Source organism: Parafrankia elaeagni, assembly GCF_000374165.1.
Taxonomy (GTDB): Bacteria; Actinomycetota; Actinomycetes; order Frankiales; family Frankiaceae; genus Parafrankia; species Parafrankia elaeagni.
Window position 1 is genome coordinate 171,876 of sequence record NZ_KB893670.1, and the last position, 23,235, is coordinate 195,110.

The following is a 23,235-nucleotide window of genomic DNA, read 5'->3' on the forward strand; positions in this document are numbered from 1 at the left end:
AGTCTGTACGGCGCCGGGTGGATCCGCCCAACGAGTGAACCCTGTCGCGGAGTGAACCCTGTCGCGGCGGTCAGGCTCCACCCGGCCCGCTCGGGCCCCCCGGGCCCGGCTGGGGCACGGGCACGGCTGCCGCCCGTGCCGCCGGGCTCGCCGCCAGGCGGGCCCGGGCCCCGTCCAGCAGGTTCTGGCACAGGGCGGCGAGCTCCTCCCCGCGCTCCCAGAGCGCCAGAGACTCCTCCAGCGCGCACCCGCCGGCCTCCAGCCGACGGACGACGTCCTCCAGCTCCGCCCGCGCCGCCTCGTAGGTGACTCCGGCGGGGGCAGCCGGCTCGCGATCAGGACCGGTCATCGTGGTCTCCCTGTCCGGAGAGGGCGTCGGCCGCGGCATCTCCGACAGCGGGCACGGCGGCGGGCACGGCGGCGGCGAACGTACCGCCCGCGACCCGGACCACCAGCCGCTCCCCCGGCGTGACCTCGTCCGGAGAACGCACCACCAGGCCGTCCGCCCGCTGGACCAGGGCATAGCCGCGCTCCAGGGTCGCCGCGGGAGACAACGCGCGCATCCGTGCCGCCGCATGGGCCAGGTCACGCCCGGCGACATCCACCGTATGGGTGACGCAGCGCCGCGCCCGCGCGCGCAGCGCGTCCACGGTCTGCTCCCGGTGCTCGACGTCGCGCAGCGGCGCGGCGAGGGCCGGCCGCCCCCGCAGGTCGGCCAGCCGGCGGGTCTCCAGGTCGAGGCGGTGGGCGAGGACCCGCCGGGCGCGCCCGCGCAGGGCGTCCACGAGGGCGGCCTGCTCGGCCACGTCAGGGACCACACGCTTGGCCGCGTCGGTCGGCGTGGACGCGCGGACGTCGGCGACGAAATCGAGCAGAGGTGCATCCTGTTCGTGTCCGATGGCCGACACCACAGGTGTCCGGGCGGCGACAACCGCACGCAGCAGAGCCTCGTCGGAGAACGGCAGGAGATCCTCCAGCGAGCCGCCGCCGCGGGCGATGACGATCACCTCGACGGCCCGGTCGGCGTCCAGCGCGGCGAGTGCGTCCAGGATCTGGCCCACCGCCAGCGGCCCCTGGACGGCCACCTCGCGTAGCTCGATGCGCACGGCGGGCCACCGCCGGCGGGCGTTCTCGACGACGTCCCGCTCGGCCGCGGATGCACGCCCGGTAATCAGCCCGACGGCACCCGGGAGGAACGGGAGCGGTTTCTTGCGGCTCGCGGCGAAAAGTCCCTCGGCCGCCAGGGTCGCCTTCAACCGCTCCAGCCGGGCCAGCAGCGCGCCCGCGCCGAGCGGCCGGATCTCCGTGACAGCAAGGGCCAGAGTGCCCCGACCAGGGTGGAAGGACGGCCTCCCCCACACCACGACCCGCGCACCGTCGACCAGCCCGGGCCCGACCGCCTCACACACCGCGCGCGGGCAGGTCACCCGCAGGGAGACGTCCGCGACGGGGTCGCGCAGCGTCATGAAGACCGTGCCCATGCCCGGGCGGCGGGAGATCTCGGTCACCTGACCTTCGACCCAGACCCGACCCAGCCTGGAGATCCACTCGCCCATCGCGCGGGAGATCGTCCGCACCGGGAGCGGCTCGTCCGGCGTCGAGGTGAGGGCCACCCCCGAACGGTACGACCCGGCCCGGCGGCCAAGGTCACCGGCGGTCGGGGCGATGCGCGCATCCGGGATGCTCCGCTCGGCGCCCCTTGGCGGCGGGCAGCGCCCGCGTAGACTGCTGCGACATGGGGCGGGTCCTGTTGGCCAAGCCGCGCGGCTACTGCGCGGGTGTCGATCGCGCGGTCCAGACCGTCGAGAAGGCACTCGATCTGTACGGGTCGCCGGTGTATGTACGCAAGCAGATCGTGCACAACGCCCACGTCGTCAAGACGTTGGAAGCCAAGGGCGCGATCTTCGTTGACGAGACCGACGAGGTGCCGCATGGCGCCACGGTGGTGTTCTCGGCGCACGGCGTGGCACCGACGGTCCATGAGGAGGCAGCCTCGCGTCAGCTCCGCACCATCGACGCGACGTGCCCCCTTGTCACCAAGGTGCACTCCGAGGCTCGCCGATTCGCCAAGGAGGATCTGGACATCCTCCTGATCGGTCATGAGGGCCACGAGGAGGTGGTGGGCACCACCGGCCAGGCGCCGGACCGCATTCATCTTGTGGACGGTCCGGAGGACGCGGCTGCGGTGAAGGTCCGGGACCCGAAGCGGGTCGCGTTCCTGTCGCAGACGACGCTGTCCGTTGACGAGACGATGACCACGGTGAACGCACTGCGTGAGCGGTTCCCGCATCTGCAGGGTCCACCGAACTCCGACATCTGCTACGCCACCCAGAACCGTCAGGTGGCCGTGAAGGAGATCGCCGAGAAGGTCGACCTCCTGATCGTCGTCGGCTCGCCGAACTCGTCCAACTCGGTCCGACTCGTCGAGGTCGCCCTCGACGCCGGGGCACCGAAGTCCTACCTGGTGGACGATTCCACCGAGGTGGACGAGAGCTGGCTCGACGGCGTCGAGACGGTCGGTGTGACGAGCGGGGCGTCCGTACCCGAGGAACTGGTCACAGGCGTCATGGCCTGGCTGGCCGGCCACGGGTTCAACGACGTGGAGGAAGTCACCTCCGCCGACGAGCACCTCCTGTTCGCCCTCCCGCCGGAACTGCGCCGGGACATGCGTGCCCGCGAGCGGGCCACGGGCTGAGTTCAGCTCACCTTCCGACTCCGCGCCGGGTTCGGGCCGGCCGCCAGCTCACACAGTGGCGGCCAGGCCGGGCCCGGCGCCTTTTTGCGCCGCCGGCCCGTCTGCGCCGCCGGCCCGTCTGCGCCGCCGGCCCGCTCTCCCGCCCTCCGGTGGGAGCACGATCGGGCCCTCGGCACCCGAAGGTCCCGCCTGCACGGCCCGGCCACCCCGGCGGGTGCCGCGGGGCTCCTCACGGGTCGACGCGGGCGCGACGGGGCACCGCGGCCGGGCCACCCGTCCCCGCGGCGCGGTGTGACGATCGCCTGCGGCGGCCTCGGCCGAGGCGACGGATGCTCCTGATGTCCTAGGGTCGGCAGTGGCCGGCCTGCGCCCCGGACGCGTCCGCGGGTGGCCGGGTCGGCGACCAGCCAGACCAAGGTTGACGGACATCTCGGGAGATCGGCGTATGAGCGAGCAGGCGTCATGAGCGAGCAGGAATACCGCATCGAGCACGACAGCATGGGTGACGTGCGGGTGCCGGCCGCGGCGAAGTGGCGTGCGCAGACCCAGCGCGCGGTCGAGAACTTCCCTGTCTCCGGCCAGCGGATCTCCCGCGCCCACATCGCCGCGCTCGCCCGGATCAAGGCCGCCGCGGCCACCGTGAACGCGAAGCTCGGCGTGCTGGACGGCGACATCGCCGCGGCGATCGCCCAGGCCGCCGGCGAGGTGGCCCGCGGCGACTGGGACGACCAGTTCCCCCTCGACGTCTTCCAGACCGGCAGCGGCACCTCGTCGAACATGAACACCAACGAGGTGCTGGCCTCGCTCGCCTCCGAGCGCCTCGGGCGGGCCGTCCACCCGAACGACCACGTGAACGCCTCGCAGTCGTCCAACGACGTGTTCCCGTCGTCGATCCACGTGGCGGCGACCCAGGGCATCGTGCACGAGCTGATCCCCGCCCTCGACCACCTGGCCGTCTCACTGGAGCGCAAGGCCGCGGCGTTCGCCAACGTGGTCAAGTCGGGCCGCACCCACCTGATGGACGCCACCCCGGTGACCCTCGGCCAGGAGTTCGGCGGCTACGCGGCCGCGGTCCGCCTCGGCGTCGAGCGGCTGAACGCGGCGCTGCCCCGGATCGGTGAGCTGCCGCTCGGTGGGACGGCGGTCGGCACCGGCATCAACACCCCGCCCGGCTTCTCCGCGGCCGTCATCGGGGAGCTCGCGGCCTCCACGGGCCTGCCGCTGACGGAGGCACGCAACCACTTCGAGGCGCAGGCCTCCCGTGACGGGCTGGTCGAGGCGTCCGGCGTGCTGCGGGTGATCGCGGTGTCGCTCTACAAGATCTCCAACGACCTGCGGTGGGCGTCCTCGGGCCCGCGGGCCGGGCTCGGCGAGATCCGGCTGCCCGACCTGCAGCCCGGCTCGTCGATCATGCCGGGCAAGGTGAACCCGGTCATTCCCGAGGCGGTCTGCCAGGTCGTCGCGCAGGTCGTCGGCAACGACGCCGCGGTGGCGTTCGGCGGCTCGGCCGGCAACTTCGAGCTCAACGTGATGCTGCCGGTCATCGCGCGCAATCTGCTGGAGTCGATCCACATCCTGTCGACGATCAGCCGCCTTTTCGCCGACCGGTGCATCGACGGCATCGAGGCGGACGAGGAGCGCTGCCGCCGGTATGCGGAGTCCTCGCCGTCGATCGTCACCCCGTTGAACAAGTACATCGGCTACGAGGAGGCGGCGAAGGTCGCCAAGCTGTCGCTGGCCGAGGAGAAGACGATCCGCGAGGTGGTGCTCGAGCGCGGCTACATCGCGGCGGGCAAGCTCACCGAGGAGGAGCTCGACCGGGCGCTGGACGTCCTGTCGATGACGCACCCGTAGCCGGCAGGCACAGGCTGGCCTGCACAGGCACATTCCCGAACCGGCTCCCCGCAGCAGCTGCGGGGAGCCGGTTCTCATGCCGACGCCGTCCCCCGCGGGCCGGCACCGGGGCCGCGGGAGCCGTGGAAGACCCCCCAGCCAGCCTCCACGACCTCCGCGGCCCCGATGCATGTCCAACGAGGCACCGGAGCTTTCGTTACGGCCTCCGCCGCGGATTTTCCGACTGCCCCGCCGGTGGGGGGGCACCATGGGACCACTTCACCCCCGTCCGCCGATATGTGACCATGGGCACTCAGATACCAACTCGGCGCGCCAGATGTGTCGATGTGGGGACCCGGGAGGGAAAAGAACGTAACAACACCAGCCGCCGTGCGTTCCAGGCCGGATGGGCGGATAGCCTCGGGCGACACGACAAATGACAGGGGGAAACGACGTGCATGAGGTCGATGTCCTTGTCATCGGTTCCGGTCCCGGCGGGCAGAAGGCTGCCATCGCCGCGGCCAAGCTCGGGCGCAGCGTCGCGGTCGTCGACAAGCGGGACATGATCGGCGGCGTCTGCATCAACACGGGAACGATCCCGTCCAAGACGCTGCGCGAAGCGGTCATGTACCTGACGGGTCTGGCGCAGCGCGAGGTCTACGGACAGAGCTACCGACTCAAGGACGAGATCACCGTCTCGGACCTCTCGGCGCGAACCCAGCATGTGATCGGCCGCGAGATCGACGTGATCCGCAGCCAGCTCACGCGCAACCGGGTCCAGGTCCTCTCCGGCCTCGCCACGTTTCTCGACCCGCACACCGTGAGCGTGCGGGGACAGGGTGGCGTCGAGGAACGACAGGTCCGCGCGAACAAGATCATCATTGCCACCGGCACCCGGCCGGCGCGGCCGGAGTCCGTCGACTTCGACGGCCGCACGGTGGTCGACAGCGACCAGATCCTCGACCTCGACCGCATCCCGGGCTCGATGGTGGTGGTCGGTGCCGGCGTGATCGGCATCGAGTACGCCTCGATGTTCGCGGCCCTGGGCACCAAGGTCACCGTCGTGGAACGGCGCGACCGGATGCTGGACTTCTGCGACCTGGAGATCATCGAGGCCCTCAAGTACCAGCTGCGTGATCTCGCGGTGACCTTCCGGTTCCGGGAGTCCGTGGTCTCGGTCGAGCGCCACAACGGGGGCACGCTCACCCTGCTGGAGAGCGGCAAGAAGATCCCCGCCGACACGGTCATGTACTCGGCCGGCAGGCAGGGGCTCACCGAGGTGCTGCAACTGCGCAACGCCGGGCTCACCGCGGACAACCGCGGCCGCATCCTGGTCGGCCCGGACTTCCGCACCGAGGTCGACCACATCTACGCGGTCGGCGATGTGATCGGCTTCCCCGCGCTGGCGGCGACGTCCATGGAGCAGGGGCGGCTGGCCGCCTACGCCGCCTGCGGCGAGCCGTCGACGGGGATGCGGGCCGAGCTGATGCCGATCGGCATCTACACGATTCCCGAGATCTCCTACGTGGGCAGCACCGAGGACGAGCTGACCGAGCAGGCCGTGCCGTTCGAGGTCGGGGTCGCCCGCTACCGCGAACTCGCCCGCGGCGCGATCCTCGGTGACTCGTACGGAATGCTGAAGCTGCTGGTCAGCCCGGAGGACGGTCGGCTGCTCGGCATCCACGTCTTCGGGACGGGCGCGACCGAGCTGGTCCACATCGGGCAGGCCGTCATGGGGTGCGGCGGGACGGTGCACTACCTCGTCGACACCGTCTTCAACTACCCGACCCTCGCCGAGTCGTACAAGGTCGCGGCGCTCGACGCGATGAACAAGATGCGGGCGGTGGCGCGTATCTCCGCCCACTGAGACCGCCTCCGCCCACGCGGACGCACCCGGTCAGCCGCCTGCCGGCGGGAGCGGCACGATGTCCGCCAGGATCTCGTGGCGGTGCCGCCGGCGAGCGGGGGCCGGGCTGTCGTGAATCACCAGCAGGGCGTCCTGGCCCGAACCGGCGGGGTCGGGCATCAGGCTGATGCCCTCGGCGTGGTCCAGCCCGTCGCCGTAGGGGATGTCGAGGATCTTCTCGATCTCCTTGTCGTGCACGACGACGGACGTCTCGGCCTGCGCCGCGCCCCGCCAGACATAGACCCGGACCGGGCCGTCGAGATCCATCGTCGGGCCGGCGAGCAGGAGCAGGTCGTCGCCGTGGGCCGCCATGTCCCGCACGCCGAGGCCGCCGAGGTCCAGGAAGTGCTTGCGGTAGCCGCCGCCGCCGAGCGGCGCGAGCACCAGGTCCTGGCCGTCGCTGCCGGCGACGCGCAGTTCGAGGACGACCGCCCAGCCGCGCAGCACCGGCCCCCGCAGGCCCAGGTAGATCCGTTCGCCGACGACAGCCAGGCCTTCGATGTCCAGGCCGTTGTCCTTGCTGGGGATGCGCAGGAAGGGCCCGAGGTGCGGGTCGTCGCGCAGCGCCCGGGTGAGCCTGGTGGGCTTGCTCAGGCCGAGGGCGGCCGCGGTCAGCGGCGCACCGGTGGCGGAGGTGGGATCCGGGGCGGTGGCGGCGAGCACCGGGCCGTCCTCGGTGTCCAGGATCGGGATCCGACCGACGAGGTGGCGGTTCGCGTTGTTACTGACCCGGGCGAGCCGGGCGAGGGCGGTCTCGGTCGCGTGCTCGGGTCGCACCCGCTTGCGGGTCCGGGCGTGCGAGCCGGTGAACCACAGGTAGCCGCCGGCGAGGTCGAGACCCTCGATGTCGATCTCGGGCACCACGCCGTGTTCGTCGGGCGGCTCGGGCAGGGGCAGGAAGTCCCCGACGGCGAAGCTCACGTGCCCGTCGAAGACTTCCCCGTCCGCCGACAGGGTGAGTCGCTCGATCGTCACCGTCTCGTCCCCGCCGAGCCACAGGTGCCGACCGTCGACCCGAAGCGTTGACAGCGACTCGGCGATGTCCATGACCGCCCCGTCGTCGACGAACCGGATCGGTACCGTACCCACGCCTGCCCCCTCCGCCTGTGCCCGCCACCGGCGCCGGACGGTCAGACGCGGGCGCGGGCGGACTCCAGCCGCAGCTTGTCACCCAGCTTGCCCCGCACGTCGGCGATGTTCACCCAACGCCGGGAGATCCCTTTCCCGGTGAGCTGCCCGAGGGGATGGTCGGCGAGGTGCAGCAGGAACGTGGCCTCGTAGTGGACGTGCTCCGGTTCGCGCCGGGACGGCACCGCGTCGACCGGGTACGGGGTGACGTCAACCGGCAGCACGCTCGCCGGGATCAGGCCGTTGGTCTCCACCTCCGCCTGGTCCGTCAGATGCCGCAGGGCCGCGCCCAGCAACGACTGGTCCTCCTGGTCGACGTGTCCGCCGGGCAGCCGCCAGGCCGGGGCCGCGCGGCCCTTCGTCTGCAGCACCTGCCAGTCGGGCGACACAAGGACCGCGCTGCAGGTGACATGCGCCGGAGTGGTGGACGTACTGGCGATGGGTGGGCCGTGGAGTGCCAGCACGATCAGCGAGCGCAGGAGATCCCGCTCGTCGGGATTGGCCTCGATGTACTCCAGAGCCATACCGATCACCGCATTGTTCGTGACCGTCACAAATGGAACGTACAGGTGTAAGACGCCCCACACACCCCCTGGCCGGGTGTACACCGAGGTGCTTTCATCCCTACACGGCCACCGTCCCCACACAACAACAATAGCTGCACATCAGGACATATCCAGGCAAAAGGGAATGACCAGCTGGCCTGACGATCCCCTCATCACGCACCGCGTCGCTCACCGCAGGGCGCACCGCCTCACGGCCCGGGATCGCCACACGGCGCCGTCCCCTCGGCCCGACCCGGCCCGGCGCGGCGCGGCCCGGCGCGGCGCGGCCCGGCGGGGGCCGGGACAGAGCGGGTCACCTTGGTGACAGGATGAGTCGCGGTCGGACGATATGCCGCTATGGTGTGATCGTTGATCTTGCGCGATCAGGCCGCCCCGGACGGGTGGCGCCGGGCAGTCGCGCCGCGTGCGAGCAGGGGAGTGACCGGGCATGCCGAACATCACCCGCACCCAGATCCGGCGGGTCGTCGGAGGCGGGCGGGGGCCGCGTCTCCTCGTCGCGATGGGAGTGGCGGCGGCAGCCGTCACCCTGGCGGGCTGCGGCGGCGACGGCGACGCGCTGGACGACATCCCCCAGCCGTCGGTGTCGACCCGGCCCACGCTGCCGGCCGACCTGTCCTCGGCCCTCCCGACGGGCATTCCCACCTCGCTGCCGAGCGGGATCCCGACAGTCGTCCCGACAGCCGTCCCGACCTCGCTGCCCGGCGTCGGACGGATCGACACCGCCACCGGCGCCGACGCGCTGAAGGGCACCAACATCCCGCCCGGCTTCCCGGTCCCGCCCGGCGCCACCGTCGAGGTGGGTGCGACCGGCGGCAGCCACTCGACCGTGACGATGCGGGGGGTGAGCAGCGACGCCGTCCGCACCTTCTACCGCCAGGCGCTGCCGGCCGCCGGCTACGAGATCACCTCGGATGTCGGCGTCCCCGGCGTCGCCAGCTCCCTCGGGTTCCGGGGCAACGGAGTGACGGGGACCATCGGCGCCGCCGGGTCCGGCTCCACGAACGGCGTCGCGGTGGTCTTCGAAAAGCAGTGACCCGGCCCGCCGCGGCCGCTCAGCCGGCGGAGCGGTCGGCTCCGGCCGGCTGGTCCTCCGGCCGGCCGGCCACCTGACCGGCCACCTGACCGGCGGAGCGGCGCGCGGCACCGGCCGTGGGCCGTGCCGCCAGCGAGCGGGGGGCCGGCAGGTCGAAGTGGTCGCGGATCTCGGACTGCACCTCCAGCACCGACCGGCGGGCGTCCACCACGGCCACATGCTCCTTGCGCTGGAAGATCTCCATCACCGGACGGGTCTTCATGTGGTAGTCGGAGAGCCGGACCGCGAGGGCCTCCGGGTTGTCGTCGGAGCGGGTCACGAGCGCACCGCCGCAGACGTCGCAGGTGTCCTCCACCTGCGGACGGCTGGCGATCAGGTTGTAGTCGAGGCCACACCGCGAGCACAGCCGCCGGGCCAGCACCCGGCGCACGACCTCCTCGTCGGGCAGGTCGAGGTAGATCACCCCGTCGATGTCGTAGCTCTCGAGGAAGAACTCCGCCTGACGGGCGTTGCGCGGGAAGCCGTCGATGATGAACCCGTAGTTCCAGTCGTGCTCGGTAAGCCGGGTCCGGACCACCGACTCGACGAGGTCGTCACCGACCAGGTGGCCGCTGGCGACGATCCGCCGGACCTGCGCGCCGATCTTCGTGTGGTTCTGCACGTTCCAGCGGAAGACGTCTCCGACGCTGATGTGCACCAGGTCGAGCTCGTCGGCCATCAGCTTCGCCTGGGTACCCTTGCCGCTACCCTGCACGCCCATGATCACGAACTTGCGCAACGTGCCTCCCCGCGTGCTCGACGGCCTGTGGTCAGTGGCCCCCGCCCCAGCACGTACCCCCAAGAATGATGCCGGACGGAATTGTGCCCCCGGGCATCCGGCGGGCACGTTCGGAGGGATTTCCCGGCGCGCCGGGACGCGACATCCGCCACCCCCACTCGGGTGTACTCACCTGTGACATCCGGATGACGGATCGGTGGCTGCCGGGAGTTGCCGGCGACACCCCGCGTACCCGCTTCTACCAGGACGATGTCGTCCAATACGGGGAGCCGGCTGCGGCCGGGCGACGCCTACCCGGCAGGATGGAGAGGCGCGGTTTCGCGCGAGGATTCGGGACGGGTGGGACAGCCGCGGCCGCGGTGGGGACTCCCGGATCGCACGAAGGAGATTCGGGTGTCTGGGCAACTTCGCCGGCTGCTCGGCGGTGGGCTGACCGCCGCCATGCTGGCCGTGGCCGTCACGGCCTGCAGTTCCGACGGGGACGACCCCGCCCCGCCCGCCTCGGTCGTGCTGGAGCGTGCGGGCGAGAGCACCGTCCCGTTCGAGGTACCGGCCACCGGCGAGGTGGTGCTGGACGTCACCACCGAGGCCCCGGGAGCAGCCTGGGGCACCGTCGGCTCGGAGTCCGCTGTGGTCTCCCTGTTCGTCGACGGCACGTACACGACGGACGTGGTGATCCCCGCGTCGTTCCCGATCCGGCGCAGCCTCGCGCTCGGCAGCCTCAGCGGGGGCAGGCACGACCTGCGCGTGCAGTTCGCGGCGGACCGCTCACCGCAGGGCTCCACCCAGGCGAAGCTGTCGGACTTCGCCTTCCGGGCGATCGGCCCCGACGACCCGCAGTACGCGGCGGCCCGCAACGCGCCGGTGGTCTACGGGCGGACGGCCGTGAACCCGGCCCTGCTCCCGGGCACCCCCGCGACGGGCCCGTTCCAGAACGCGCTGACCGACTCGCCGCTCGTCGCCTTCCACACCGAGGCACCGACAGCCACCGGGCACCGGCTGCTCACCTACTCCATGATCTGGAGCAACGAGGACGGCGGGACCTCGACCCCGGCCCTGATGGCCCGCTGGGGGCGCACCACCGACCTCGAGTGGACCTACAAGGTCGAGGTCGACGGCGCCGGCAACGCCGTGCCCGGCAGTGCCGTCATGCAGGGCCCCGACCACGTCGACGTCCCGTTCCGCGGGCAGGTCGAAGGCACCCACCCGATCCTGCAGACCTGCACCCTGAACAACAACATCTGCGACCGGACGGACGGGCAGATGCGCTTCGCCCTCGCCGCCGGTGAGCGGCTGGACCCGGTCAACGAGGCCCGCGAGCGGATCATGGACCGCAACCCGTGGACGTACTGGGTGATGGCCCAGGAGGTCAACCGCGAGGGCAAGGTCACCGAGGCGCCCGAGTCGTCGTCCACCGAGCAGATCAGCGACCCGCGCAACTACCTGTACCTGGTGATCCGCAAGTCCACCCAGGGACCGCCGAACACCGACGCGGCGTGGGTCGGAGTGTCGGTCGGCGTGCGCCTGTCCGGCAACCCGAACACGTTCCGCTCCAACCAGGTGTACCCGGTGTGGTCCATCGAGCGGGACTCCCCGGCCCAGACCGCCATCGCGCTCCCGCCGGGCACCGTCGCCGAGGACATCGCGTCCATCCAGGCCACCCGAGTGGTCGGCGAGGGGCGCGACACCGGCGCCCGGGTCCAGATCGACTCCATCGAGCAGGCGTTCTTCCTCGGCCCCGACGGGCTGCCGCAGGAGTCCTTCCTGTTCACCCCGGCCCGGGCGACGCTGACCTCGGCGGCCCCGACCGCCACGCTCTTCCGCCGCCCCACCGGCACCTCCTGAGCCGACTGCACGGGTTCACACCGGAATCACCGCCCGGTGCGCAGCGCCTGCAGCAGCCCGGCGTCACCATGGATCTCGGTCCCGCCGCCGGCGGCCCCGACAGCCCCGGCGGCCCCCGGAGCGGCCGGATCGAGCCGGCCCCACAGCGCGAGCAGCACCGGGCCCGCGGGCCCGCGCAGCGCGGCGTCCCCCTTCGCGTGCTCGGTCGTCACCGTCGCGGTCGGGCCGTCCAGCCGCACGAGCCACTCCCCCGGAACGTCGGTCAGGTGGACGTGCACGCTGCCCTGCCCGGGTGGCGAGAGCCCGACCGCGCGCGCCGCCGGCAGCAGCAGGGTCAGCATCTCGTCGATGCCGTCGGCGGCCAGGTCGGGCGGGAACGCCGGCGGCTCGCCGACCGCGCCGGCGGCATCCCAGGCATGGACCAGGGTCTCGTTGGCCAACCGGCGCGGCCAGAAGCCGGCCACACCGGGGGTGACGTGGAGGGTGAACGTCCAGGCCGGTGACCGGGGGTCGACGTCCCGGAGCACGGCGAGAACGTCGGCCACCGAACGCCGGTAGTAGTCGGCGAGCTCGGTGTCGCCCCGCGGCGGCGCCGGAACCCGCTCGGGCTCCTCGGTCGTGCCCCTCGGCAGGTGCCTCGCGGTCACGGTGAACAACCGGCCGACGTGGGACACCAGGCGGCGGCAGTCCCAGCCGGGGCAGCTCGGGACCGGCGCGTCCAGATCGCGCAGCGCCGCGGTCAGCAGGGCGTCCGCATGCGTTTCCAACAGTGCTGGGTAGTCCATCGGACGAAGTCTTGCAGCATCAGCTGGCAGGCGCCCCGGGCACGGACGGCGCGGGCACAGCCTGCGCAGGCCCGGTCGGCGCCAGCCCGGTCGGCGCGGGCTGGCCGAGGTCTGCCGCGAGCCGGGTCCACAGGCCGTCCGCGGTGTCGAGCGCGGTCGTCGTGCGCGCCAGCAGCGTGCCGACAGGTTCCCGGGTGCCGTCGAAGAGGTTGCCGCAGGCCTGCGCCGCGCCACCGTAGGCGGCCACGCCGTCGGTCCAGGTCTTCCGCGCCCCGTCCACGGGCGCTTCCGCCACGCCCGCCGCGTCCCGAACGGCCGCACCGAGCACGGCGCAGGCCGGCTGCAGAGCGCGCCCGTCATTGGCGGCGACGGCGGTGCGCACGCCGGCCACCGCGGCGGCGACCTCGGCCCGCGCGGCCGCGGTGGACCCGTACCAGGCGTCGAGCTCGGCGGCGACGTCCAGCGTCGGCGGCGGGGCGGCGCCGGTCTCGGCCTCCACGCTGGTCTCGCCACCGACCAGGAACCACACCGCGGCGACCGCGACGATCCCGATCGTGGCCAGCACCGTGATGCCGGTCCGTCGCTCCTGCCGGCTGAGTTCGTCCCAGGTCCGGACGTCGTTGTTACGTACAAGAAGGTCATGGTTACGGCGTGCCATATGTTCTCCCACGCGCCGAGGTGTGCAGGCACAAGACAGACGCGCAGGCGGCCGCCGACGTTGCGGCGACCCGGGGCGGCTCGACCGCGGAACCTGTCGTACCCGACACCTACGGTGTTCGCGCGGGCCGGACAACACCTTCCCGGCAGGGCACGACACACCATGAACGGGCACACCATGAACGGGGTAACGGCCATGCGGCTGAAGGACCTGCCCACCCACGAGCGGCCGCGGGAGCGGGCGCTGGCATCCGGTGTCGAGGCGCTCGCCGACCGCGAGCTGCTCGCGCTCCTGCTGGGCTCCGGTGTCCCTGGCAGCGACGCCGTCGACCTCGCCGGTCAGCTCATCGCCCGGCACGGCGGTCTGTACGACCTCGCCCGGGCCGCGCCCGCGGAGCTGGTCGCGCACGCGGGCATCGGCCCGGCGAAGGCCGCCCGGGTCTGTGCCGCGTTCCACCTCGGCCGCCGGGCCTCCCGGCCTCCGCCGGCACGGCGGGCGGTGGCCAGCACCGCGGCGCTGGCCGCGGTGGCGGCGCCGCACCTGCGGGGGCTACGCACCGAGCGGGTCGTCGTGATCGTCTGCGACGGTGGTGGCACCGTCCTGCGGGCCGGCCCGTTCAGCCCCGCGACGGGTGACGGCGCTTCCGACGGCGCGTCGTCCGACGGCAGTCCGCTGAGCGTCCGCGAGCTGCTGGCCCACGTCCTGCGCTGCGGTGGTTCGGCGTTCGGGCTCGCCCACAACCATCCGGACGGCAACCTGGAACCCAGCCGGGCCGACCGCCAGGTCACCCACCGGGTCCAGGAGGCCGCCGGCCTGGTCGGTCTGCGCTTCCTCGACCACGTGATCGTCACCGAGAAAAGCTGGCGACGGGTCGAGCCCGGCCAGGGATCATGAGGAGCGGCGGCCGGGAGCGCCCCGGTCCGCGCCCAGCGAGGAGGACCGGTCCTGACCGACGAGGAGTGCGTGTTCTGCGCGATTCTGCGCGGCGAGGAGCAGGCAAGTCTGATCTACGAGGACGACGCGGTCGTCATCGACGCACACTGGGAGATCCGCGACCGCGCCGAACTCGACCAGACCGCCGCCGCTGTCCGCGCCGGCCTGGCCACGCTCACTCGGGGCGGGTCCGCCCGAGGCGCCCACGAACCCTGATCGTGGCCCCGTCAGAGCACCTGGTCCAACCGACCGACGATCTGCTCAGGACTCCGCTGACGCGACGCCGACCGGGCAGGACAGGCCGGTTCCGCCGAGCCCGCAGTAACCGTGCGGGTTCTTGCTCTCCGAGAGGTACTGCTGGTGGTACTCCTCGGCGTAGTAGAACGGGCCGGCCGGCGCGATCTCGGTGGTGATCTGCGGGTAGCCGGCGGCGTCGAGGACACGCTGGAACGCCTCCCGGCTCGCGGCCGCCGCCGTGGCCTGCACGTCGGTCGTCGTGTAGATCGCCGAGCGGTACTGGGTGCCGACGTCGTTGCCCTGCCGCATGCCCTGGGTCGGGTTGTGGCCCTCCCAGAAGACACGCAGCAGCTCGTCGTAGCTGACCTTCGCCGGGTCGAAGACGACGAGCACAGCCTCGGTGTGGCCGGTCTGCCCGGAGCAGGTCTCCTCGTAGGTCGGGTGCGGCGTGATCCCGCCCGCGTAGCCGACGGAGGTGGAGTACACGCCGGGCACCTGCCAGAACTTCCGCTCGGCGCCCCAGAAACAGCCCATGCCGAACACCGCGGTCTCCAGCCCCTCCGGGAAGGGACCGAGCAGGGACGTCCCGAGAACGGTGTGGCGGTCAGGACCGGTGAAGATCGGAACGGTACGGCCGGGCAGTGCCTGCTCGGCCGTCGGCAGGGTCGTCTTGTGGCGACCGAAGAACATCACGAACCACCTCCGGGCTTCTCCCCGCACAACCACCGCGCCGCCCGCTTAGTTCCCATGTCGGTGGCAGCGCCCGCAGGCCACATGGATGCCCGGTGGGAGCCCGGCCCCGGCCCGGCCTCGTCGCCTGCCACTACCAGCGACGAGGCCATCGCGATGCGCCGTTGTGGATTTAGGCCAGTCTGGGCCAGTCCGGCCGATCCGGTCCGCTCAGAGCACGAGATCCTCAAGCATGGTCGTGACCAGAGCGGCGATCGGCGACCGCTCCGACCGGGTGAGGGTGATGTGGGCGAACAGGGGGTGGCCCTTGAGTGTCTCGATGACCGAGGCGACCCCGTCGTGCCGGCCGACCCGCAGGTTGTCGCGCTGGGCGACGTCGTGGGTCAGCACGACCCGCGACCCCTGGCCGAGCCGGGACAGCACGGTGAGCAGGACCCCGCGTTCCAACGACTGGGCCTCGTCCACGATCACGAAGGCGTCGTGCAGGGAACGCCCACGGATGTGGGTGAGCGGGAGGACCTCCAGCATGCCCCGATCGACGATCTCCTCGATGACCTCGGGCGACACCAGCGCGCCGAGGGTGTCGAAGACGGCCTGCGCCCAAGGCGCCATCTTCTCGTTCTCGCTGCCGGGCAGGTAGCCGAGATCCTGGCCGCCGACGGCGTAGAGCGGGCGGAAGACGACGACCCGGCGGTGCAGCCGACGCTCCATGACCGCCTCCAGGCCGGCGCACAGCGCGAGGGCGGACTTGCCCGTCCCGGCGCGGCCTCCGAGGGAGACGATGCCGATCTCGTTGTCGAGCAGCAGGTCGAGGGCGACGCGCTGCTCCGCGGAGCGGCCGTGCAGCCCGAAGGCGTCCCGGTCGCCGCGCACGAGCTGGATCGTCTTGTCGGCGGTGACACGGCCGAGGGCGGAGGCGCTGCCGCCGGCGGTGGTGAGCACGAGCCCGGTGTGGCAGGGCAGATCAGCCGCCTCCGGGGGCTCGACCAGTTCCTTGGCGTACAGGCGGTCGAGATCGTCCTGGTCGAGGGTCAGCTCCGCCATGCCACTCCAGCCGCTGTCGACCGGTGACAGTGCCTGGTACTCCTCCGCGGCGAGCCCGACGACGGATGCCTTCACGCGCAGCGGGAGGTCCTTGGTGACCAGCACGACGTCGGCGCCTTCGCCGGCGAGGTTGAGGGCCACCGAGAGGATCCTGGAATCGTTGTCGTCCACGCGGAACCCCGGTGGAAGCACGGACGAGTCGGTGTGGTTAAGTTCGACCCGAAGCGTCCCACCGGACTCCAGTGGCAGCGGCATGTCCAGCCGCCCGTGACGGATCCGGAGGTCGTCCAGGATGCGCAGGGCCTCCCGGGCGAACCAGCCCAGTTCCGGATGGTTCCGCTTGGCTTCCAGCTCCCCTATGACGACCAGGGGGAGCACGACATTGTGCTCCGCGAACCGCAGCAGCGCGCCAGGATCAGAGAGCAGCACGCTTGTGTCGACGACATGCGTTCGTGGCACACGCCCACCCGCCTACTCGGAGGTATCCGGGACCGGGCCCCTGACCAGGGGCCGGGTACCGGCCTCCTGGCGTTGTCGCAACTGCGGCACCGAGGGGCCTCCCGAGTGGCCGACCCGATGTCGGACCACGACTTGAGACGCTAGGGCTCTCACGTTAGCCGTCACCCCGCAAGATGGCGACCAACTTCTTACAACACGCTTCGCTTGTCTTTGTGTGCCCTTCGTGGTCTATGCTCGGCGATCGCCGGCCACTGGTCACCGTCTGCGAAGAATCTCACGGTACGAAACCGCGCAGTTCTTCTCAGATGACACAACAGCGGAGGTCCGGGCATCCCGCCGCGATGAGACGCTCGCCACCGTGAGCCTGGCCCCACCGCCCCCTGGCCCGACGGAGCCAGGCATCGCCCCCGGACACGCATCGCCGCTCACCCGACGCTCACCCGACGGACACCCGCCGGACCAGCAATGACGAACCGGCGCCCGCGAATGATCGCGGGCGCCGGTTCGTCGACGGGGACGGGGACGGGGACGGGCGAGCGGGTCGCCGGAGGCCTCAGCCGTTGAGGCGCTTGATCAGAGCCTCGTGCTCAGCCCACAGCTCCTCCGGCAGGCGGTCACCGAAGGTCTTGTAGTGCTCGGGGATCAGCTCCGCCTCCTGCCGCCACACCTCGGTGTCGACGCTCAGCAGCGTCTCGAGGTCGGCGGCGGGGACGTCCAGGCCCTCGATGGGCAGCTCGCCCGGCGCGGGCAGGATGCCCAGCGGCGTCTCGACGCCCTCGGCCGTGCCCTCGAGACGAGCGGCGATCCAGGCCAGCACCCGGCTGTTCTCGCCGAACCCGGGCCACAGGAAGCGCCCCTCGGGGCTCTTGCGGAACCAGTTCACGTAGTAGATCCGCGGGAGCTTGCCCGGCTCGGAGCGCTTGCCGATCTCCAGCCAGTGGGCGAAGTAGTCGGCCATGTTGTAACCGCAGAACGGCAGCATGGCGAACGGGTCGCGCCGCAGCTTGCCGATGGCGCCCGCCTGGGCGGCGGTCGTCTCGGAGGAGACGATCGAGCCGAAGAAGACACCGCGCTGCCAGTCCGGAGCCTCGGTCACCAGCGGAACGGCCGTCGCACGGCGGCCACCGAACAGGATCGCCGAGATCGGCACGCCCGCCGGGTCCTGCCACTCCGGTGCCATGGTCGGGCACTGGCTGGCCGGGACGGTGAACCGGGCGTTCGGGTGGGCCGCCGGCTCCGCCGACTCGGGGGTCCAGTCCCGGCCCTTCCAGTCGGTCAGGTGCGCGGGCTTGTCCGCTGTCAGGCCCTCCCACCAGACGTCGCCGTCGTCGGTGCGGGCGACGTTCGTGAACACCGCGTTACCCCAGAGGGTCTTCACGGCGTTCGGGTTGGTCTCCTCACCGGTTCCGGGAGCCACGCCGAACAGGCCCGCCTCCGGGTTCACGGCGTAGAGCCGGCCGTCCTCACCGAAGCGCATCCAGGCGATGTCGTCACCGACCGTCTCGGCCTTCCAGCCGGGCAGCGTCGGGATCAGCATCGCCAGGTTGGTCTTGCCGCACGCCGACGGGAAGGCCGCGGCCACGAAGTGGACCTTCCCCTGCGGCGAGGTCAGCTTGAGGATCAGCATGTGCTCCGCGAGCCAACCCTGGTCACGGGCCATGACCGAGGCGATACGCAGGGCGTAGCACTTCTTGCCGAGCAGGGCGTTACCACCGTAGCCCGACCCGTACGACCAGATCTCCCGGGTCTCCGGAAAGTGCGAGATGTACTTCGTCGTGTTGCAGGGCCACGGGACGTCTTTCGCGCCCGGCTCCAGCGGAGCGCCCAGTGAATGCACCGCGGGGACGAAGAACCCATCCTCGCCGAGCTGTTCAAGGGCGGGCGTTCCCATACGGGTCATCGTGCGCATCGAGATGACGACATATGGCGAGTCCGTGATTTCGACCCCGAGCGCGGAGATGTGCGACCCGAGCGGCCCCATGCAGAAGGGAACGACATACATCGTCCGCCCGCGCATGCTCCCGGTGAACAGTTCACCCAGCTTTGCCCGCATCTCCGCGGGATCCAGCCAGTTGTTCGTCGGACCGGCGTCCTCCGCCTTTTCCGAACAGATGAACGTCCGGTCCTCCACCCGCGCGACGTCGTTGGGATCCGACGCCGCATAGAAGCTGTTCGGGCGTTTTTTGTCGGCCAGCCGGACCAGTGTGCCCTTCTCAGTGAGAAGCGAGGTCAGCCGATCGAACTCGGACTCCGAGCCGTCGCACCACTCAATACGGTCCGGCTGGGTGAGTTCGGCGATCTCACGCACCCAGGCGATCAGCCTGGCGTGCTTGGTGGGGGCGGCATCCAGCCCGGGAATCTGTGCCGCGGTCGTCACAGCTCACACCTCCGGTCGAGTTGAACCTGTCGCGTTCTCGTCCCGTGTGCGAGTGCCGTAGCCAGGTGCCGCGTTCGCACCCGAACACCACCAGACACCCAGGTACAAACCTGCGGGAAACGGGGCAGTTCGAGGCCGCGTTCAGGATCATTAGACTGTACCGCGCTTTCGGTGCAGAGTCGCGCGGTAGGCAGTGTGCGGAAACGTAGGATCCATCACGCACCGGGACGGACTGACGGGCACTGGCCCGCTCCGCTTCGTGACCTCGACGGCGACCCGATATCGTTGTCCCCCGTGGCCACCCTCGCGCGTCAGACCCTGGGCTCCACCGGTGCACCACTGAACACCCATCCACGTGACCTGGTGCGACCACGCATGCGGGGGTGGCTACACGCCGGAGCTTTCCCGGTGAGCCTCGCACTCGGCGTCATAGCGTTGACACTGGCCACGACACTGAGGGCCCGCCTGGGTGTGGCGGTTTACGCCGTCAGTATTGCGGCACTGTTCGGGACCAGTGCCCTCTATCACCGAAAAGTGTGGTCGACCTCACGCACGCGGTCGCTGATGAAGCGCCTCGACCACTCGATGATCTTCGTCTTCATCGCCGGCACCTACACGCCGTTCGCGCTCATCGCGATGCCCGAGCGGACCGCCCGGATCGTGCTGGGCGTCGTCTGGGGCGGCGCGGCCCTCGGCGTGCTGCTGCGCATGCTCTGGCTGCACTCCCCGCGTTACCTGATCATCCCGCTCTATATCGCGCTCGGCTGGGTGGCCGTGTTCGTCCTGCCCGAACTGCTCCACCAGGCCGGGGTGGCGGCAATCGTGCTGCTCCTGGTCGGCGGCGCGTGTTACAGCCTCGGCGCGGTGGTCTACGCCACACGCCGACCGGACCCCGCACCGACCACGTTCGGTTACCACGAGGTGTTCCACGCCTTCACTCTGGTCGCCGCCTGCTGCCACTACATCGCCCTGATGATCGCAATGCTGGGCTGAGCCGCCCCCGTACACGCAGCAACGCACGAATGCGGAACGTCACCTGAGCACGGAACGCCACCCGCCCCCCCCCCCCCCGTGGCAGGGGAGGGTGATTTCTGATTCACCCGGCCCGGCGGCGCCCATCCGGCGGCATGCACGACAGACCGGTCGGTCCCGGCCGACGCAGCGTGACGAAATCCGCCCGCAGATGCCCGGAGCGTTAAATCCCCGGGCCTTCCGCCCGGATCTGCTCGACCTTTTCCATGGCTTCACGCAACCGGGCGAGCCACTCGTCGGCGTTCTCGCCGACCAGCCGGACGCACCAGGCGAGGGCCTCGCTTCGGCTGCGCGCGACTCCCGAATCAACGAGGGTGTCCAGAACCTGTCGTTCCGGTTGCCGAAGACGGGTCATCACCGGAACGGACAACGTCGTGAACAACTCGGTGGCCGCGCCGAGGGAGACCCCCCAGGACACCTTGCGGCCGAACTGGTGCTCGGCGTCGCGGGCGAGTTCGATGCGGGCGTCCCGGGTCTCCTCCCGGAAGCGCCGGGTCCGCCCCGCTCCGCCGGACGGCGGGGCCGGCCCGGTCGCCGGGTCGCCGGGGTGCGGATCTCCCGGGGGCAGCGCGCCGACGACCGTGATCTCGTCCCGGTCGACCGTCACTCTGGGCGGGCCGGTGAACCAGCCCTCGGGCACCCGGGCGGTGAACCAGGCCGCGACCTCGTCCGCGGAGACGGTGTCGCCGCCGTCGCCCCCCCGCGCAGGCCCACGCCCTCGAAGACCGGCCATCACAGTCCCCTCACTGGTCGGACGGCATCCACCGACACCCGACGAAACCCGACGGCGCCTGCCGGCACGCGTGCGGCCGGAGACCGGGCACCCGGCCGCCGGCCGTCCCCGTCACGCTACTGGCCCCATCAGTCCTGATTACACGCTTACATCAGAATCCTCACACTCACGGTCGGGCCCGGCCAGCCGGTTTCGGTCTCAGCGAACGCGACCCGGGTCACCCTGGTCACCCGGGTCACCCTGGTCACCCGGGCAGGCGGACGCCGAGCTTCGCGCGGACCTCCTGGGCCGTCGTCACCGGCAGTTCACAGACGAAGTCCCGGCACACGTAGACCGCCGGGACGTCCCGGCCCTCGGTGAGGGGGCCGGCGGTGACGACCACCGCGCCGGGTGCGGTTCCGAGCCTGGCCAGCCGCTCCAGGTCGGGCCGGCCGACGACGGCGACCTCCGCCGGCCCGGCCAGCACCGCCTCGGCCACCGCGCCCGCCCAGCCGGCGAAGCGGGCGTCCCGCTCCAGCAGTGGCGTGAGCAGCCCGACTGTCGTCAGCCCGGCGTCACGGTGCTCGGCCGACCCGGTCAGCGCCGCGTAGGTCACCAGAGCACCCGCGACGGCGGCCTGCCCGGACGGGGTGGCCGAGTCGGAGGACTCGCGCGGCCGGCGCAACAGCGCCTCGGCGTCGTCGGCGGTGTCGAAGAAACCACCGTCCGCCGCGGCGAAGCGGGCCCTGACGACGTCCAGCAGCTCGCCGGCGAGGGCCAGCCAGCTCTGGTCGGCAGTCACCTGGTGCAGGGCGAGGAAGCCCTCGGCCACGCACCCGTAGTCCTCCAGTACTCCTGCTCCGGGCCCCCGGCGGGAGTCACGGCTGGTCCGCCACAGCCGCCCCTCGTGCAGGTGGACGTCCCGCAGCAGCGTGGCAGCCCTGGTCGCGGCCTCGACCCAGGACGGTTCGGCGAACAGCGCGCCGGCCTCGGCCAGCGCCGCGACGGCCATCCCGTTCCAGGCCGAGACGATCTTGTCGTCGCGGGCGGGCTGCGGCCGGCCCGCCCGCGCGGCGGCGAGCGCGGCGCGGACGCGGGCGAACCGGGCCGGGTCATCCGGGTCCGCGGGAAGCATCAGGACGGAGGTGCCGTGCTCGAACGTCCCGGCCTCGGTGACCCCGAGGACCTGGGCGGCCCAGGGCCCGTCCTGCGGCCCGAGGACGTCCGCCAGCTGCGCGGGCGTCCACGAGTAGGAGGCGCCCTCCTCGGCGTGCGCGCCCGGCGCCCCGGCGGGAACGGCGTCGGCGTCCAGGGCGGAGGCGAAGCCGCCCTCGGGGGTGCGCAGGTCGGTGAGCAGGAACTCGGCGGTCTCCCGGACGACGCGCTCGGCCAGCGGCGAGCCGGTCGCCCGCCACAGGTGCAGGTAGACCCGCAGCAGCTGGGCGTTGTCGTAGAGCATCTTCTCGAAGTGCGGGACGGTCCAGGTGTCGTCGACGCTGTACCGGGCGAAACCGCCGGCGAGCTGGTCGTAGATGCCGCCGCGGGCCATCCGCTCGCAGGTGGTCACCACCATCGCCAGCGCCTGCGGGTCGCCGGTCCGCGCCCAGTGCCGGAGCAGCAGCTCCGCCACCATCGACGGCGGGAACTTCGGCCGGGCGCCGAAGCCGCCGTGCCGGGCGTCGAACTTCTCGGCCAGGCCGGCGACCGCGCCGTCGAGCAGCTCGGCGGTGACCGCCGGGGCCGCCCCGCCCCCGGCGGTGCCCCCGGGCAGCGCCACGATCTCCGCGAGCCGGCGGGCGATGTCCGCGCCGGACTCCTCGACCTCCGCCCGGCGCTGGGCCCAGGCGTCGGCGATGGCCGTCATCAGCTGCGGGAAGGATGTCTGCCCGCGCTGCGGGCGCGGCGGGAAGTAGGTGCCGGCGAAGAAGGGCTCCGCCCGGGGGGTGAGGAAGACCGTCATCGGCCAGCCGCCGTGCCCGGTGAGCGCGACCGTGACGTCCATGTAGACCGAGTCGACGTCGGGGCGCTCCTCCCGGTCGACCTTGATGTTGACGAAGTGCTCGTTCATGTACGCGGCGATCTCGGCGTCCTCGAACGACTCATGCGCCATGACGTGGCACCAGTGGCAGGAGGCGTAGCCGACCGAGAGCAGCACCGGCACCCCGCGGGCCGTGGCCTCGGCGAAGGCCTCGGGCCCCCACGGCCACCAGTCGACCGGGTTGTCGGCGTGCTGCAGGAGATAGGGGGAGGTCTGCTCCGCGAGCTTGTTGGGCACCGCACCACCATGCCACCGGCGACGGGCCGGTCACCGCGGCGCCGCCGGCAACGAGCGGCGCCGCCGGCAACGAGCGGGGCGGCCCGGATACGCTGGACGCCAGAGGTGATCCCCGCCGCTCACCCGCCCCGGTCCGCGACCGGCGCCACCGCCAGGACCGCCGCCCGGGCCCACGGCCCCGGCCGGCTCCGCGGTCGCCCGGCACCGACCGGGCGCGCGAGCGGGAGCGGGTCAACAGTGATCGATGCC

The 23,235-nt window shown here is 71.8% G+C and carries 20 protein-coding genes; 8 read left to right on the forward strand and 12 right to left on the reverse strand.

Annotated features, from left to right (window positions below; translation table 11 throughout):
* Positions 1 to 70: 70 nt before the first annotated feature.
* On the reverse strand, positions 71 to 349 hold the full coding sequence (locus B207_RS0100755; protein WP_018634594.1) for an exodeoxyribonuclease VII small subunit: 279 nt from the start codon (positions 347 to 349) through the stop codon (positions 71 to 73).
* Positions 336 to 1,613 carry an exodeoxyribonuclease VII large subunit gene (xseA, locus tag B207_RS0100760; RefSeq protein ID WP_018634595.1) on the reverse strand — a complete coding sequence of 426 codons (1,278 nt, stop codon included), beginning with the start codon at positions 1,611 to 1,613 and terminating at the stop codon, positions 336 to 338. Before xseA ends, B207_RS0100755 begins: the two co-directional genes overlap by 14 nt.
* 122 nt (positions 1,614 to 1,735) lie before the next feature.
* On the opposite strand from xseA, the gene B207_RS0100765 reads away from it, so the two are divergent.
* From B207_RS0100765 to sthA, 3 genes are all read left to right on the forward strand, one after another.
* Entirely contained in the window at positions 1,736 to 2,695 is a 960-nt protein-coding gene (locus B207_RS0100765; RefSeq protein WP_018634596.1) for a 4-hydroxy-3-methylbut-2-enyl diphosphate reductase, read from the forward strand.
* A 462-nt stretch (positions 2,696 to 3,157) separates the two neighbouring features.
* The gene (locus B207_RS0100770; protein ID WP_018634597.1) at positions 3,158 to 4,549 is read left to right on the forward strand and encodes a class II fumarate hydratase; all 1,392 of its coding nucleotides are present in this window, start codon (positions 3,158 to 3,160) and stop codon (positions 4,547 to 4,549) included.
* Positions 4,550 to 4,982: 433 nt separating this feature from the next.
* Positions 4,983 to 6,395 (forward strand): Si-specific NAD(P)(+) transhydrogenase, encoded by a 1,413-nt coding sequence (gene sthA, locus B207_RS0100775; protein WP_026310530.1) that lies wholly within the window; start codon positions 4,983 to 4,985, stop codon positions 6,393 to 6,395.
* Between the two features lie 30 nt (positions 6,396 to 6,425).
* Here the strand turns inward: sthA and B207_RS0100780 are convergent, their stop codons facing one another.
* Entirely contained in the window at positions 6,426 to 7,481 is a 1,056-nt protein-coding gene (locus B207_RS0100780; RefSeq protein WP_084691954.1) for a DUF3616 domain-containing protein, read from the reverse strand.
* Between the two features lie 83 nt (positions 7,482 to 7,564).
* Positions 7,565 to 8,086 (reverse strand): NUDIX domain-containing protein, encoded by a 522-nt coding sequence (locus tag B207_RS0100785; RefSeq protein WP_195905213.1) that lies wholly within the window; start codon positions 8,084 to 8,086, stop codon positions 7,565 to 7,567.
* A gap of 469 nt (positions 8,087 to 8,555) precedes the next feature.
* On the opposite strand from B207_RS0100785, the gene B207_RS0100790 reads away from it, so the two are divergent.
* Positions 8,556 to 9,161, forward strand: a complete 606-nt coding sequence (locus B207_RS0100790; protein ID WP_018634601.1) for a hypothetical protein — start codon at positions 8,556 to 8,558, stop codon at positions 9,159 to 9,161.
* A gap of 19 nt (positions 9,162 to 9,180) precedes the next feature.
* Here the strand turns inward: B207_RS0100790 and B207_RS0100795 are convergent, their stop codons facing one another.
* Positions 9,181 to 9,939, reverse strand: coding sequence for an adenylate kinase family protein (locus B207_RS0100795; protein ID WP_018634602.1), 759 nt, complete (start codon positions 9,937 to 9,939; stop codon positions 9,181 to 9,183).
* A gap of 393 nt (positions 9,940 to 10,332) precedes the next feature.
* Between B207_RS0100795 and B207_RS0100800 the strand changes: the two genes are divergently transcribed.
* Positions 10,333 to 11,784, forward strand: a complete 1,452-nt coding sequence (locus tag B207_RS0100800) for a hypothetical protein (protein WP_018634603.1) — start codon at positions 10,333 to 10,335, stop codon at positions 11,782 to 11,784.
* A gap of 26 nt (positions 11,785 to 11,810) precedes the next feature.
* Here B207_RS0100800 and B207_RS31955 read toward each other — a convergent pair whose 3' ends face one another.
* Both B207_RS31955 and B207_RS0100810 read right to left on the reverse strand, forming a co-directional pair.
* Positions 11,811 to 12,569 carry a maleylpyruvate isomerase family mycothiol-dependent enzyme gene (locus B207_RS31955; RefSeq protein WP_018634604.1) on the reverse strand — a complete coding sequence of 253 codons (759 nt, stop codon included), beginning with the start codon at positions 12,567 to 12,569 and terminating at the stop codon, positions 11,811 to 11,813.
* 19 nt (positions 12,570 to 12,588) lie between these two features.
* Positions 12,589 to 13,227, reverse strand: coding sequence for a hypothetical protein (locus B207_RS0100810; RefSeq protein WP_018634605.1), 639 nt, complete (start codon positions 13,225 to 13,227; stop codon positions 12,589 to 12,591).
* Between the two features lie 195 nt (positions 13,228 to 13,422).
* Here B207_RS0100810 and B207_RS0100815 point away from each other — a divergent pair, with 195 nt between their 5' ends.
* Positions 13,423 to 14,121 carry a JAB domain-containing protein gene (locus B207_RS0100815; RefSeq protein ID WP_026310532.1) on the forward strand — a complete coding sequence of 233 codons (699 nt, stop codon included), beginning with the start codon at positions 13,423 to 13,425 and terminating at the stop codon, positions 14,119 to 14,121.
* Between the two features lie 69 nt (positions 14,122 to 14,190).
* Positions 14,191 to 14,376, forward strand: coding sequence for an HIT family protein (locus B207_RS0100820; RefSeq protein WP_018634607.1), 186 nt, complete (start codon positions 14,191 to 14,193; stop codon positions 14,374 to 14,376).
* A gap of 45 nt (positions 14,377 to 14,421) precedes the next feature.
* Here the strand turns inward: B207_RS0100820 and msrA are convergent, their stop codons facing one another.
* The 3 genes from msrA to B207_RS0100835 form a co-directional block, all read right to left on the reverse strand.
* Positions 14,422 to 15,087, reverse strand: a complete 666-nt coding sequence (msrA, locus tag B207_RS0100825) for a peptide-methionine (S)-S-oxide reductase MsrA (RefSeq protein WP_018634608.1) — start codon at positions 15,085 to 15,087, stop codon at positions 14,422 to 14,424.
* Between the two features lie 210 nt (positions 15,088 to 15,297).
* A complete protein-coding gene (locus tag B207_RS0100830) occupies positions 15,298 to 16,590 on the reverse strand; it encodes a PhoH family protein (RefSeq protein WP_026310533.1) in 1,293 nt (430 codons plus the stop codon).
* A gap of 553 nt (positions 16,591 to 17,143) precedes the next feature.
* Positions 17,144 to 18,967 carry a phosphoenolpyruvate carboxykinase (GTP) gene (locus B207_RS0100835; protein WP_018634610.1) on the reverse strand — a complete coding sequence of 608 codons (1,824 nt, stop codon included), beginning with the start codon at positions 18,965 to 18,967 and terminating at the stop codon, positions 17,144 to 17,146.
* A 375-nt stretch (positions 18,968 to 19,342) separates the two neighbouring features.
* Between B207_RS0100835 and trhA the strand changes: the two genes are divergently transcribed.
* Positions 19,343 to 19,960: a PAQR family membrane homeostasis protein TrhA gene (gene trhA / locus B207_RS0100840; RefSeq protein ID WP_051102316.1), complete on the forward strand. Its 618-nt coding sequence runs from the start codon at positions 19,343 to 19,345 to the stop codon at positions 19,958 to 19,960.
* A 202-nt stretch (positions 19,961 to 20,162) separates the two neighbouring features.
* Here trhA and B207_RS0100845 read toward each other — a convergent pair whose 3' ends face one another.
* Together B207_RS0100845 and B207_RS0100855 are read right to left on the reverse strand one after the other, a co-directional pair.
* Entirely contained in the window at positions 20,163 to 20,732 is a 570-nt protein-coding gene (locus B207_RS0100845; RefSeq protein ID WP_018634612.1) for a hypothetical protein, read from the reverse strand.
* 244 nt (positions 20,733 to 20,976) lie between these two features.
* The gene (locus B207_RS0100855) at positions 20,977 to 22,986 is read right to left on the reverse strand and encodes a thioredoxin domain-containing protein (protein ID WP_018634614.1); all 2,010 of its coding nucleotides are present in this window, start codon (positions 22,984 to 22,986) and stop codon (positions 20,977 to 20,979) included.
* Positions 22,987 to 23,235: the final 249 nt, after the last annotated feature.